Origin of the sequence: Flagellimonas algicola (assembly GCF_005937185.1) — a bacterium.
GTDB classification, from domain to species: domain Bacteria; phylum Bacteroidota; class Bacteroidia; order Flavobacteriales; family Flavobacteriaceae; genus Flagellimonas; species Flagellimonas algicola.
Window position 1 is genome coordinate 187,333 of record NZ_VCNI01000001.1, and the last position, 14,061, is coordinate 201,393.

Annotated in this window: 8 protein-coding genes; all 8 read left to right on the plus strand. The window is 42.1% G+C overall.

The features are described 5' to 3' along the window. Positions 1–7 precede the first annotated feature (7 nt). The 8 genes from FGG15_RS00830 to FGG15_RS00865 all read left to right on the plus strand — a co-directional run bounded on the left by FGG15_RS00830 (position 8) and on the right by FGG15_RS00865 (position 14,056). Complete coding sequence (locus FGG15_RS00830; RefSeq protein WP_138832226.1) at positions 8–1,423, plus strand: RagB/SusD family nutrient uptake outer membrane protein; 1,416 nt, start codon at positions 8–10, stop codon at positions 1,421–1,423. Between the two features lie 140 nt (positions 1,424–1,563). Then, on the plus strand, positions 1,564–2,493 hold the full coding sequence (locus FGG15_RS00835; protein ID WP_138832228.1) for a glycerophosphodiester phosphodiesterase family protein: 930 nt from the start codon (positions 1,564–1,566) through the stop codon (positions 2,491–2,493). Between the two features lie 7 nt (positions 2,494–2,500). Beyond that, positions 2,501–3,379 carry a nucleoside phosphorylase gene (locus FGG15_RS00840; RefSeq protein ID WP_138832230.1) on the plus strand — a complete coding sequence of 293 codons (879 nt, stop codon included), beginning with the start codon at positions 2,501–2,503 and terminating at the stop codon, positions 3,377–3,379. After that, the gene (locus FGG15_RS00845; protein WP_161991890.1) at positions 3,369–4,625 is read left to right on the plus strand and encodes a ComEC/Rec2 family competence protein; all 1,257 of its coding nucleotides are present in this window, start codon (positions 3,369–3,371) and stop codon (positions 4,623–4,625) included. Before FGG15_RS00840 ends, FGG15_RS00845 begins: the two co-directional genes overlap by 11 nt. 1 nt (position 4,626) lies before the next feature. Next, positions 4,627–6,246: an alkaline phosphatase PafA gene (pafA, locus tag FGG15_RS00850; protein ID WP_161991891.1), complete on the plus strand. Its 1,620-nt coding sequence runs from the start codon at positions 4,627–4,629 to the stop codon at positions 6,244–6,246. A 230-nt stretch (positions 6,247–6,476) separates the two neighbouring features. Then, positions 6,477–9,230 (plus strand): helix-turn-helix and ligand-binding sensor domain-containing protein, encoded by a 2,754-nt coding sequence (locus FGG15_RS00855; RefSeq protein ID WP_138832237.1) that lies wholly within the window; start codon positions 6,477–6,479, stop codon positions 9,228–9,230. Positions 9,231–9,465: 235 nt separating this feature from the next. Next, positions 9,466–12,507 carry a SusC/RagA family TonB-linked outer membrane protein gene (locus FGG15_RS00860; protein ID WP_138832239.1) on the plus strand — a complete coding sequence of 1,014 codons (3,042 nt, stop codon included), beginning with the start codon at positions 9,466–9,468 and terminating at the stop codon, positions 12,505–12,507. Between the two features lie 10 nt (positions 12,508–12,517). Further along, positions 12,518–14,056, plus strand: coding sequence for a RagB/SusD family nutrient uptake outer membrane protein (locus FGG15_RS00865; RefSeq protein ID WP_138832241.1), 1,539 nt, complete (start codon positions 12,518–12,520; stop codon positions 14,054–14,056). Positions 14,057–14,061 lie beyond the last annotated feature (5 nt).

The window sequence follows — 14,061 nt, forward strand, 5'->3', positions numbered from 1 at the left end:
AAGACAAATGAATTTCAATAAATATATATTTCTAATGGTTGGTGTCTTGGTAGGATTGACTTCCTGCGAAAAGGAATTGGACATTGTACCTATAACGGAAAAGGCTTCCAACAATTTTTATTCCAACGAACAGGAGTTGGAAAGTGCTGTGGCGGGGGTGTATGCCCAACTTCAGAATGGAGGGCTTTACGGACTGGATTTAATTGGTGTTGGCGAGATTTCCGGAGAGGATTCCTTTGAAGAAATCGCCGCCAATGATGGAGGTCGCTTTGGACAATTGGACGACTTTTCCACCAATGCCGGAAATGACTTGGTAGGAGATATTTGGAGAGAATCTTACCGAGGAATCCAACGGGCTAATACCGTGCTGAACCGAATTACAGATATCGAGTATGAATCCAGCGCTTTAAAGACCAACAGAATAGGGGAGATGAAGTTTGTTCGCGCCCTATTGTACTTTAATTTGGTGCGTTTGTATGGAGATGTTCCCTTAGTTGTAATAGAAACCGAAAGTCCATTTGATTTCTTTGGACAGGGTCGTACCGCATCCTCGGAGGTCTATGCCCAAATACAAGCAGATCTCAACGATGCCATCCAAGATTTACCCGTGGAGAAATCCTCTGGAAAACCAGCAAGGGGAGCCGCACAGGCCCTTTTGGGCGATGTACTGTTGACCCAAGGTAATTTCAGCGGAGCGCTGACCAATTATGAAGCCGTTGTTAACTCGGGGGTTTATGACTTGGCTCCAACCACAGCCGATATTTTTGGTGTGGCCAACGAAGGGAATTCCGAAATTTTGTTTGAAGTGCAATTTGCAAGTGGATTTTTGGTGGATGGAGAATTTGAGGGTAGTCCCGCAGGTTCCCAATTTCGCCCATCTGGAACCACAGCTAATGCCAAAGGCCATAATTTGCCCACGCAGGCCTTTATAGATTCCTATGAGGCAGGGGACACCAGACTTAACGACTATGTAGCTGTAGACGTAGGTGCCAATCCTTTTTACTTTTCAACGAAGTATGAGGTATCCACCACCGGTGCTGACGATGGTGGCAGTGATCATCTCATTATTCGCTACGCCGATGTCATCCTTAAATATGCAGAAGCTTTGAACGAAAACGGTCAAACCGCGGAGGCTATAGTGCAGTTGGATGCCATACGCGCCAGAGCTGGATTGGCTGGGACAACGGCAACCACACAATCGGATGTTAGGGATGCTATTGAACAAGAAAGGCGTTTCGAGTTTATCGGAGAAGGACATCGCTGGCTGGATCTTAAGCGATATGGCACTGCGGTGGAAGTCATGAATGCTTTCTTTAGCAGTACAGGAGCCAATGTTACTATTGATGCCACTAAGTTGATTCTTCCTATACCGCAAAGTCAATTGGATACCGATGCATCCATTACACAAAACCCGGGATATTAATCCAAGGGCTAAACACACACAAGATGAAGTCTTGTAACTAGTAGAGAGATAGTTAGTTTGAGTTAGTTTTTTTAATTCAATTGGGGGGACTATGTCCCCCCTTTACTTCTTTTTACTTTCTAGCTAACGAAGCACACAGTATGAAACGATTATATTTTTTGACCGCTCTTCTAATATGGGTTGGTTGCAAGGAACAAAAGGAAATCAAGGAGCAAATAACTTCTGAAGCAATACCGAATGTAAACTTGATTGCTGATAAAATCGCCAATCTAAAAGATTCGAAAAACAAGGAAGTGATGGTGGTAGCCCATCGTGGCGATTGGCGAAATGCCCCTGAAAACTCCATACAAGCCATTCAAAACTGCATAGATATGGGAGTAGATATGGTTGAGATTGATATCCGGGAAACCGAGGATGGACATTTGGTGCTTATGCACGATGAAACCATCGATCGTACAACAACGGGAAAAGGTGCAGTGAAGGAATGGACCTTAGATTCCTTGAGAACGCTGAGGTTGAAAGACGGTTTGGGCGTTCCCACTCCCCATGGAATCCCAACCTTGGAGGAAGCGCTTAGAACGACCAAGGACAAAATTTTGGTCAATTTGGATAAGAGCTACCCCATTTTTGATAAATGTTTTCAAATTGTAAAGACGACCGGTACTTTGGATCAGGTCGTCATAAAGGGAACCAAGACGAGGGCAGAAGTGGAACAAGAATTTGGAGCTTATCTAGACCAAGTTTACTTCATGCCTATAATCCGGTTAAAAAAGGATAGTGACCAAATTGTAACGGATTATGTAAAGAGCCGGAAACCTGTTGCATTCGAATTTATTGTTTCCAATGATACGCTTGGCTTGGATTCCTATTTCAGCCAAATTCGGAAAGAAGGATCAGGCGTATGGGTCAATTCTCTATGGCCGCATTTAAGCGGGGGACATGATGACGAAAAAGCCGCTATGGATATAAATACCTATCAATGGTACATTGACAATAATGTAGATATCATCCAAACAGATAGGCCAAAGTTGCTGTTGGAATTTCTAAGAAGCAAGAATCTGCATAAGTAAGGGTGATATGATTTTGGATTCCGAATTAATTGTCAATCCTGACGGGAGTATTTTCCATTTGCACCTGAAGCCGGGCCAAATTGCAAATACCGTAATTCTTGTGGGGGATCCCAAAAGGGTGAATGTATTTGAGTCCTTGTTTACGGAGGTGGAGTTCAAGATTGCCAATAGGGAATATGTTAGCATGACCGGCAAATTCAATGGGAGGCGGATTACAGTGGTTTCAACAGGTGTTGGCATTGGAAATATTGACATAGTCATGAATGAGCTGGACGCCTTGGTCAATATTGATTTTGACTCAAGAGAAATCAAGACAACAAAAAGAAAGCTCCACTTTATTAGAATTGGCACCTCAGGGAGCCTTCAAAAGGATATCCCTGTCAACTCCTATGTGATTTCCGAAAAATCGGTTGGTTTTGATAACCTTTTGTACTTCTATGATGATGGGGCGGAAGTTGTAAATGAGGAGTTCCGAAGATTGCTGCGAATATTGGTAGGAGGACATACCATCTTTCTAAACCCGTATGTGGTGGATGCCTCCCCGAAACTCCTGAAAATGTTGAAAAGTAAGGACACGTTTACAGGAATCACCATAACGGCACCAGGATTTTACGTTCCGCAAGGACGGGAACTGCGACTTTCCAAAAAGTTGGATGATATCAATAACAAACTTTCCGACTTTGAATATCACGGATACAAAATCACCAACTACGAAATGGAAAGCTCCGCGCTTTATGGTCTTGCCAAAATGTTGGGGCACGAAGCCATTGCCATTTGTTTAATTATTGCCAATAGGCTGAATAAGGAAGCCAATCAGAATTATCGGGATAAAGTAAAAGAACTTATAAGCTATGTTTTATATAAAATTACTGCAGATGAGACCTAAGCTAAACCACATCTTTATTGCAATGGCTCTTGTATTTGAAATCAGCTGTAATACCAAAGCAGAAAAAGAAACCAACCGTCAAGAGAATATCGAATTGGACGAATCCTCAAAACGTTTGCCCCTTTGGGAGGAAGGCTATTTGGATATCCATCATATTAATACTGGGAGCGGCAACAGTACCTTTTTTGTATTGCCTGACGGTACCACCATGTTATTTGATGCAGGAAGCATGGACAAGGAAGGATTCGAGAAAAAGTACACCCCTTTAAAGGCAACTTCTCCGGTACCTGATAATAGTAAACCCACTTGGGAATGGATTTCCAATTATATAAAGCAGGTTGCCCCAAGAGGACATCAAGATTCCATTGACTATGCGCTGGTTTCCCATTTTCATTCTGACCACTATGGAAGTTTGGCGGAATTGGGTAGGGAAATTCCCTTTGGGAAAATTATAGATCGGGATTCCCCGTCCCTAAGCTTTCCTGTTGATCTTGCCACTTATCTTAAGGATGATGAAATTTTTCAGGATTATATGACTTTTATTTCTGAAGAAAATGTGCCCACAGAGGCTTTGGAGGTGGGTAGTAAATCGCAGATTCACTTAAAAAAAGATCAAGCTAAATATCCCAGTTTTTCCATTAGAAACATCAAAACCAACGCAACGATTTGGACAGGAAACGAAGAAGAAACCCGTGAACTTTTTACCGCAGAGGATATAACTTCTTTCTATAACGGAGGGTATAATGAGAACCCGCTGAGTTTGGCCATTAAAATATCATACGGCCCCTTTGATTACTTCACCGGAGGCGACAACACGGGGCTTCAAGGGTATGGGCTACCACCATGGTTTGATGTGGAGACCCCTATGGCTAAAGTGGTAGGGCCTGTAGAGGTCACTACCCTTAATCATCATGGCAATCGGGATGCCACCAATGCTTTTTTTGTAGAAACGCTTGATCCCCAAGTTGTGGTTCAGCAATTGTGGTGCTCAGACCATCCCGGACAGGAAGTTTACCAACGGCTTATTTATCAAGATGACGAAACAAGTTCCAGACATATTTTCTCCACCAATATGCATCCCGAGACTTTGGTTACCTATGGTCCCTGGTTTAAGGACAATTACAAAAGCCTCCAAGGACATATTGTTGTTCGGGTAGCTCCAAATGGTTCAACCTACCAAGTCTATATTTTGGACGAATCCACCCTCAAAATAAAAGAAGAATATGGCCCTTATCAAAGCAAATAATATGAAGATTGGAATTTACACAGTAATAATGTTTTTTACACAATTGGCTCTAGCACAGCAGCAAGCCAAACCTAAACTGGTTGTTGGAATTGTGGTTGACCAAATGCGAGCCGAATATTTGTATCGCTTTCAGGATAACTATGGAGCGAATGGGTTTAAAAGATTGATGCGGGAAGGCTTCAATGTCAAGAACATGCACTACAACTACGTGCCAACGGCCACAGGTCCCGGACATGCATCAATCTATACAGGTACTACACCCGCAAACCATGGAATAGTCGCCAATGATTGGTACGACAAAACTGCAAAAAGAAATATGTATTGCGCCCAAGACGAAGGTGTTTTTTTGACAGATGGAACCTCCAATGCAAAAAAGGAAATCAGTAGATATTCCCGGTCGCCTAAAAATCTATTGGCCTCTACCATCACAGATGAATTGAAACTATTTACCAATGGTCGTTCCAAAGTGATTGGGATATCACTCAAGGACAGAGGAGCCATTTTTCCCGCGGGACATTTGGCCAACCATGCCTTTTGGTATCATGAACAGACGGGCAAATTCATAACTAGCTCTTACTATTCAGAGAAACTTCCCTATTGGTTGATGGAATTCAACAAAAGACAACTAGCGGATTCCTTGCTCAATCTGACTTGGAATCTGCTAAAACCATCTGAGATGTATCAAAATAGTGGAGCAGATGACGCTTCTATGGAAAAGGTGTTTAAAGGAAGGACGGACGCCACGCTTCCCTATAATTTAAAACGGCTACATAAAGCCAATGGGAACTTTGCCATGATGCCTTACGTTCCCTTCGGGAATTCGCTCTTGACTGCCCTGGCCAAAGCGGCTATGGACGGCGAAAAACTGGGTCAACGGAGGGAAATTGATTTTATGGCTATCAGTTATTCAAGTACAGATTACATAGGCCACAGTTATGGCATTAGATCCAAGGAATTGGAGGATACCTATTTACGTATGGATGAAGAAATAGCCAACCTGCTTTCATTTTTTGATTCGAGGTTGGGAAAAGGCAATTATCTCGTGTTTCTTACTGCAGATCATGCCGCCAGCGATCATCCGGATTTTCTTAAAACCTCAAATTTGCCGGGAGACTATTTTGGAGTGGAATCCATCAAGGAACAATTGAATAAGGAACTTTCCAAGCTTTTTGGAGAAGAAAATTACGTTGCATACATGGACAAAACGCAGATTTATCTAAATGGGGTAAAAACACCAAAAAAGGAAGTACTCAAAGCGTCCATGAATTTTTTAAGCAAGATGGAAGGAATTAAAGAACTGTATGTTCCTGAATTCCATTCCAACAGAAATTGGGACATGGATACAGTTTTTAGAAAAAGTTACCACTCGGATAATTCGGGTGATATTTTGTTGCATTTCAAATCAGGTTGGATGCCAAAACGGATGGCGGGAACGACCCATGGTGCTTTCTACAACAACGACAAGCACGTACCCTGCTTATGGTTTGGATGGAACGTCCCTAAAGGGGAGACCGTAAGAGCCAAAAGCATTGACCAAATTGCGCCAACCCTTTCCATGTTATTGAACATTCCCTTCCCTTCCCATGCTTCCAACAAGCCAATAGGGGAGTTGTTCCGTTAGAATATAAAACCCCTTGACTTATCAATCGGGTTCCATGGCCAGTGGATTTGACTCCCATTACATAGGTCAAAGATTCCCTCATTGATTGCGAGTATTTTTGGGGACTTTGACTATCTTAGGGGTCATCTCTTGCAATTGTTTGTATAAGTTGTACTTCTGGAATCCATAAGGCTGGGTTTACAAATCAAACCACTAGGAACAAAATTTTAATGGGTTTAACCTAAAAAAGAATGCTCACCGCTTACCGAATCATTGTTGTCTTTTTCTTTTGCACGATTTCCATCCACTCGCAAAACTTGCTGCCTCCTATTTATAATTACAAACTATCTGAATATAAAGGGGCAAGTAAAAACTGGGGAGTAGCGGTCAATCCGGACGGGGAGCTTTTTGTGGCCAACAACAAAGGTTTGCTGCACTACAATGGTGAACAATGGGTTTTGTACAAACTCCCAAACAATACCATAGTCCGATCAGTTGCTGTAATCGGAGATAAAATTTATACAGGATCCTATGAGGAGTTTGGATTCTGGGTAATGGATGATTTAGGCTCGTTACAATATACCTCCCTTACCCATCTCATTAAAGACCATGAATTTACCAGCGAGGAGTTCTGGGAGATTCGATCTATGGACGATCAAGTCATATTTAGATCCTTTTCTGCCATATATACCTATAAAGGTGATACAATTAAGGTTTTGGATCCTACGCAGGTTATTTCCGATATTTTGGTGCATGATGATAAACTGATTGTTGGAGGTAGTTCAGAAGGACTGTTTATGTTGGGGCAGGATGAATTGGTTCCTTTGGAAAATCAGGAAATTTTGTCCGGCAAGGCGGTAACAGACATGATTCCTTTTAAGGAAGGTATTCTAGTTGGAACCAAGCTAAATGGCTGCTACATCTGGAATGAAAATGGTATAAGGCCCTGGGAGGCAGCATTGAATCAGGAACTCAAGCAACACCAGCTTAACAAAATCCTGAAATTTGATGGTGAACAGATTGCATTTGGTACCATTAAAAATGGAATTTATCTGTATAATCAAAACACCGATAAGTCTAAGGTATTGAACCGGGAAGCCGGTCTTCAGAACAATACCGTCTTGTCTATGGCACGGTTCCAGGATCAACTTTGGCTTGGGTTGGATAATGGCATTGCTCGAGCTGAACTTCACAACCCCATTACCTACTACACCGATTTTTCAGGGACTTTAGGAATGGTGTATGATATGGCCATGCACAATAATAAACTGTATTTGGGCAGCAATACAGGAGTATTTTATTTTGATGAAAACGAGCTTAAGTTCGTAGAAGGGTCACAGGGACATGTTTGGGATTTGGAAGTTGTAGAAGGAGATTTGTTATGTGGCCATAACACCGGCACATATAAAGTAGATCCAAATAATTTTGAGCAAATTTCTTCTTTTTCAGGGGGTTACGGTTTAGTGAGAATACCGGAACGCCGTTCGGGTTATATACAAGGCTTCTATAATGGTCTGGTGAAATATGAAAAAGATGGAGGAGGAGACTGGGAAGTTTCCAAAATTGAGGGCATTAATGTACCCATCAAATACTTATGTTTTGAAACACCCCACGTGCTATGGGCAGCACATTCCTATAAAGGGTTTTATAGAATCCAAGTGGACGAAACCTATTCAAAAGTGATTGATGTAAAAGAATACCTAGGCTCACAGACGCCCAGTGCCTACAACATCAAAATTTATCAAATCAAAAACCAAATTGTTTTTCGTGGGGAGAAATCTTGGTACAAATACGATCCCATTCTCGACCGTATTAGCGTATTTGAGGAATTTCAAAAATTTAATGATCAGGAATTGTTGTTCTATGACGATGATCAATTTTGGTTTGTCAATAGGGACGGTAATAAGGAAATAGTACATACAGATTTAAAACAGGACAGTCTGGCTATAACAGATTTCTCACTGAACGAGCGTTTGGCTCCAGATTCCCAAAACTTGATCAAGGTCAACGATTCTACTTCTTACATAACCCTTAGCGATGGGTTTGCTATGATTGATGAAAACACCCTAAAGGATTGGTTACATGGATTAAGTCTTCCCACTCCTCACATAAATCTTGTTCGGGATGAACGTTCAGCGTATTCCAGTGCAGTGGATCCCCTTCGGATACCTTATAAAAGCTCACAGATTTTAACTTTTGAGGTTGCTTCGCCGGAACTCTTGCAATCCAGATATCATTATCAACTTTTGGGACCAAAAAGTTATGCCGAGTTTGTTGAAAGCGGAACTATTCAATTCCAAAACTTGCCCCACGGAGAATACCTTTTCAAAGTTTCCAACATGGGCCATGACAATAAAATATCTGAGGCTCGAACCTTTGCTTTCGAAATAGCGCCACCTTGGTTTTTATCAGGGGCTAGTATGGCACTCTACATAGCGTTGGGGATTGCTACGGTATTCGCAATTCGATATTACAACCGACGCAAGTTAAGACGAAAGCAAAAGGAACTTGAGTTGCAAATGAAGAAGGAACAGGAAGAGCAAATTGCTGCTATGGAAAAGGAAAAACTGGCCAGGGAGATTAAACTCAAACAGAATGAATTGGCCAGCACCACGCTGAACATAGCCAAAAAGAATGAAATGATTCTTGAACTAAAGAATATGTTGCTGGTCAATAAAGACAAATTTTCCAATTCGCAACGCTACCGTTCATTTATTAAAAAACTGAACAGTTCCATACAGGATACGGATGACTGGAAACGCTTTGAGGTTAATTTTAAGGAGCTTCATGAGGACTTTTTTGAGCGATTGCTCAAGGCTTACCCCAAACTCACCCCAAAAGATCTAAAGTTATGCGCTTACCTAAAAATGAATTTGTCCACCAAGGAAATTGCCCCTCTGATGGCCATTTCAGTTAGAGGTGTGGAAATACATCGGTACAGATTACGGAAAAAGTTGGAAATTGATAGTTCTAAAAGTTTATCTAACTTTTTAATAACCTTCTAAGAACTTCAGAAAACCGAAGTTTTCCTACAATTTGCTTCAAAACACCAATACATCATTACTACATCACTACTAAAAAAATCTTTCTCATTTGAACAAATTTACTACTGCAAAGCCTATGAAAATAGAGCTTTCCAGACGGTTTCAAAGTGATGTATTTTTTATGTACTCCTTTTAACTATGGAGGGCGGGTTCCATTATTAAATTAGCAAAAACATAACTCAACTATTAAACAATTATGAAATTTGGAAACGTATTATTGGTAATATCACTTTTGTGCTGCCAAATTGTTGCATTTGGGCAAAGTAATATTACAGTTTCAGGAACCGTGAATGATGAGCTGGGAGAACCTTTGCCCGGAGCTTCAGTGATCTTACAGGGTACAACAACAGGAGTACAGACGGATTTTGATGGAAATTTCTCCATTTCCAACATTGACCCCAATGGCACTTTGGTGTTTAGCTATATTGGCTATAGTACACAGGAAATAGCTGTTAATGGTCAAACAACCATTAATGTAACACTTCAGGAAGATACCCAATTCCTTGATGAAGTGGTTGTGGTGGGTTATGGCGAATTAAAGGTAAAGGACCTTACATCCGCTATCACCACGGTTGATTCTGAGGTACTGGAACTAGCTCCAGTGGGTCAACCCATGCAAGCCTTACAAGGACGGGTGGCAGGACTCCAGATTGTGAACAATGGAGGACCAGGACAGTCCCCAACCGTAAGGGTTAGGGGAATTGGATCTTACGACACCAATCTTAATGACAACATTGACCCAAGTCAACCGCTTTATGTGGTGGACGGGGCTTTCTTTGGTGATATCACCTTTTTGAATCCAACGGATATCGCTTCGGTTTCTATCTTAAAGGATGCATCCGCTGCGGCTATTTATGGGGTGAGGGCTGCCAATGGGGTTGTTCTTGTTGAAACTAAATCCGGAAAATTCAACCAAAAACCGCAAATTACTTATGATGGTTATTCCGGATATCAAGTACCACAGAATGTATTGAAAATGGCCAATGCGGAACAGTTTACAACTTTGGCCTTGGAATCAGGTTCCGATCCAGATGCAGAGTTTATTCTGAATGCCATGCAACGATATGGACGCAGTAGAATTAACCCTAACGTACCCGATGTCAACACCGATTGGTATGATGAGGTGATGCGCTTGGCCTTGATTCAAAATCATAGTATTGGAATCTCCGGAGGAAGTGAAAATGCCACCTATGCTATTGGAGCCAACTATTTTGAGCAAGGAGGTATTCTAAAAATGAAGAACGAATATGAACGTTTTAACCTGCGAAGTAAAATAGATTACAAGGCCAATGATTGGCTAAAAGTGGGTGGAAGTGTGGTTTTTAGTAATTCTACTCGATTTGATGCAGAAACTTCAGCATGGAGAGCCGCATATTTTGCGGTGCCTATTTTACCGGTTTTTGACCCGCTTTTGGAAGAAGATCCAAATGTATTCCCAACACCTTATGCCAACGCCCAGGATTTGGGTTACCGCGGCGGACAAAATCCATTTCCCACTATGGATTTCAGTGAGAACCGTTCTAAAATCCGAAACATTGTGGCTAATTTCTATGCAGAGGTTGATCTAGTACCGGAAAAGTTAAAATTTAGAACGGCTTACAACCATAACTTTGAAACCATTGACAGACGAGAAGTACGGCTTCCCTATTTTATCGGCGACAATTTCCAAAGAGTGGATGCATCACTCTTAAAAAGAAGTACGACAACATCCAACCAGATTTGGGACAATACCCTTACCTATACCGATGATTTTGGTAAGCACAACCTTACCGTATTGGCGGGTTCTTCTTTTCGGGATGAAGCCATTGACTTGATTCAGGCAAGAGGATTGAATTTTCCATTATCCGGAGAAGAAGCGTACTTTATAAATCTTGCGCAAACCATTGTGGAAGAAGATACCTTTGACGGAGGTGCTAGGGAATTTGGCTTTTCCTACTTCGGAAGGGTGTCCTACAACTTTAACAACCGCTATCTATTATATGGGACTTTCCGTGCAGATGGCACCAACAAGTATCAGGAAAAATGGGGGTATTTCCCCACTGTTGGTGCAGGTTGGGTGGTATCCGAAGAAAGCTTTTTTCCCGAAAATAATACGCTTAACTACCTAAAGCTAAGAGGTAGTTGGGGAGAATTGGGGAACGACCGAGTTCCTTCCAGTGAAGGCTCCATTACGTCAGAAGTAGTGACAACCGCACTCGGGGACGTTCTTTTCAGTGGTTTAAACACCAGTAGCGATTTCACTGCCCTTAAATGGGAAGTAACCGAGGAAATCAATGCAGGACTTTCAGCAAGAATGTTCAACGATAACCTTTCCATAGAAGCCGACTATTATATAAGGGACACGGAAGATGCGGTAATTCCAGTACTGCGGCCCCTTATTCCCGGATCCACTAGACAAAATGTGGGCGAAATCAGAAATAGCGGGTTGGAAATAGCTCTTAACTGGGACAAAAGGGTTTCTAATGACTTTAGCTACTCTATAGGAGCCAACTTTGCCTCCTTGGATAATGAGGTTCTAGGTTTAGGAGGAGCTGAATTTTTGGATGCCGGCACGGCGGAATTCCGTCAGCGATCCATTGTAGGCGAATCCATATTTGCCTTTTATGGTAGGGAAATCATAGGAGTGTATCAAAATGAAGCCCAAATACAAGCCGATCCAGTGGCGGTTGCCAATGACTTGGAACCTGGGGACTTTATTTACAGGGACATCAATGGCGACGGAGATATTAACGATGATGACCGAACCGTTTTAGGGTCTTTTCTTCCCTCGTATACCTATGGATTCAATATAGGATTCAATTATAAAAATTGGGACTTTAGTACTAGTGCCATTGGTCAAGGTGGCAATTCCATTCTCAACCGGAAACGCGGAGAGGTAATCTTTACCAATGATACCAATTGGGATCGGGACTTTGCGGTAAACAGATGGCATGGTGAAGGTACATCGAACAGTTACCCATCTTCAGCTGGAATTCGAAAGGGATGGAACCAAAGACTGAACGACTTTTTCATAGAAGACGGCGATTTCTTTAGAATTCAAAACATAACCCTGGGCTATACCATCAATAAAGATGGAAGTCAACAAGGAATACCACAGGTAAGAATCTATGCTACTGCTGAAAAGCCATTAACCTTGTTCAATTACAACGGATTCAATCCTGAAGTACCAAATGGTGTGGATAACGAAACCTATCCAATACCCGCAGTTTATACCATTGGAGTAAACGTAAAAATCTAAAAAAAAGAAAATGAAGCTAACTAAGAAAATCAAGAACATAACCCTAGCGGTACTCCTTCTTTTGGCCGCAGTAGGATGCTCGGACAAACTGGATGAACCACAATTGAACAACAATTTTGCCGGTGGTACGGACTTTACAAATACAGATGACATGATACTCTCCATTATTGGGGTGTATGAGGCCTTTCAATCCAGAGGTTGGGAACAACCTTTGCTGATAGCAGTACGTGGAGATGATGTCAATGCTGGCGGATTGGGGGATCAGCAAGATTTTGCAGAAACAGACCTTTTCAATTACAACAAAGATTATTGGATGTATAATTCCCTTTGGGAAAACATCTATGTGGATGTGATTACGGCCCATACAGGTATGGAGCAAATAGCCAGATACCAGGAAGTTGCTGATGCGGCGGGGCAGGCTTTGGGAGATCAATATATTGCAGAGGCCAAAGTATTAAGGGCCATAATGCTATTCCATATTTCACAAGTTTGGGGGGATGTATTTATTCCTACATCTTCAGAAACATCAGAACTTTTTGACGTGGAAACGGTGCCAACCCAAGCTGAGGTCATGCAGCACATTTCCGATCAAATGGATGAGGCTCTGCCATTTTTACCTAATATGCGTCCCAATGAGAGACAGGATCTCCCTGGAGGGGTTACCGAGTATACAGCCTTGGCCATTAAGGCATTGGCCAATCAAGAATTGGGAAATTATCAAGTGGTGGCAGATGCTTGCTCAGAGATTATCAGCTCCAACAAGTTTAGTTTGTTCCCTGATTTCTACGAGTTATTTAAAACCCCTGGAAAATTAAGTGATGAGAGCATTCTCGATATGCAATATTCCGATTTTGGACAAGGTGAAGGAGATCGTGAAAGTCATTTGTACGCGCCTTATGGACCGCAGGGATGGACGCCAGCTGTGGATGGAGCTTCCAGCGGTTGGGGCTTTTTTGAACCCAGTATGAAATTCATCAAGTTTATGTTGGATCGGGGGGAAACCGTTCGCTTGGAGACTAGTGTTTTGTTCACGGACAGAGGCATTACCGAATTGCAAACGGATCCCAATTATGCCACATTGCCTGCTTTTGTAAGCAATACTACCAGGGATGGAGACGTCATTGAGGATTATGCCCGGGCCTTGTTTGCCAGTGGGAAACACTATCTGCCTTCCAATCAACTAATATCAGGTAGAACAGCATATGGCAGCAATAAAAACTTCAACATTATCAGGTATGCCGAGATTTTGTTGATGTATGCCGAAGCATTGGCCCAAGGTGCAACCGCTTCTGGAATGTCCGCAGATCAAGCCGTGAATTTGGTTCGGACTAGAGCCAATATGCCTGCTATTTCAGGTGCCACCTTAGATCAAGTTTTGGATGAAAAGTTCGCTGAATTGGGCATGGAATGGGGAAAGAGATATTACGACATGGTCCGACTCAATAGAACCAGTGAACTAAGTTATGATGGGAGAACCTTTAGTGCTGACAAAGCATTTCTACCGTATCCACAGGCTCAAGTAGATCAGTTTCCAATCTTGGGCAACTAACAGAA

What these genes read in the sequence shown, in the direction of transcription:
- FGG15_RS00830 (WP_138832226.1), top strand. Translation starts at nt 8, where the DNA reads ATGAATTTCAATAAATATATATTTCTAATGGTTGGTGTCTTGGTAGGA.
- FGG15_RS00835 (WP_138832228.1), top strand. Translation starts at nt 1,564, where the DNA reads ATGAAACGATTATATTTTTTGACCGCTCTTCTAATATGGGTTGGTTGC.
- FGG15_RS00840 (WP_138832230.1), top strand. Translation starts at nt 2,501, where the DNA reads ATGATTTTGGATTCCGAATTAATTGTCAATCCTGACGGGAGTATTTTC.
- FGG15_RS00845 (WP_161991890.1), top strand. Translation starts at nt 3,369, where the DNA reads ATGAGACCTAAGCTAAACCACATCTTTATTGCAATGGCTCTTGTATTT.
- pafA (WP_161991891.1), top strand. Translation starts at nt 4,627, where the DNA reads ATGAAGATTGGAATTTACACAGTAATAATGTTTTTTACACAATTGGCT.
- FGG15_RS00855 (WP_138832237.1), top strand. Translation starts at nt 6,477, where the DNA reads ATGCTCACCGCTTACCGAATCATTGTTGTCTTTTTCTTTTGCACGATT.
- FGG15_RS00860 (WP_138832239.1), top strand. Translation starts at nt 9,466, where the DNA reads ATGAAATTTGGAAACGTATTATTGGTAATATCACTTTTGTGCTGCCAA.
- FGG15_RS00865 (WP_138832241.1), top strand. Translation starts at nt 12,518, where the DNA reads ATGAAGCTAACTAAGAAAATCAAGAACATAACCCTAGCGGTACTCCTT.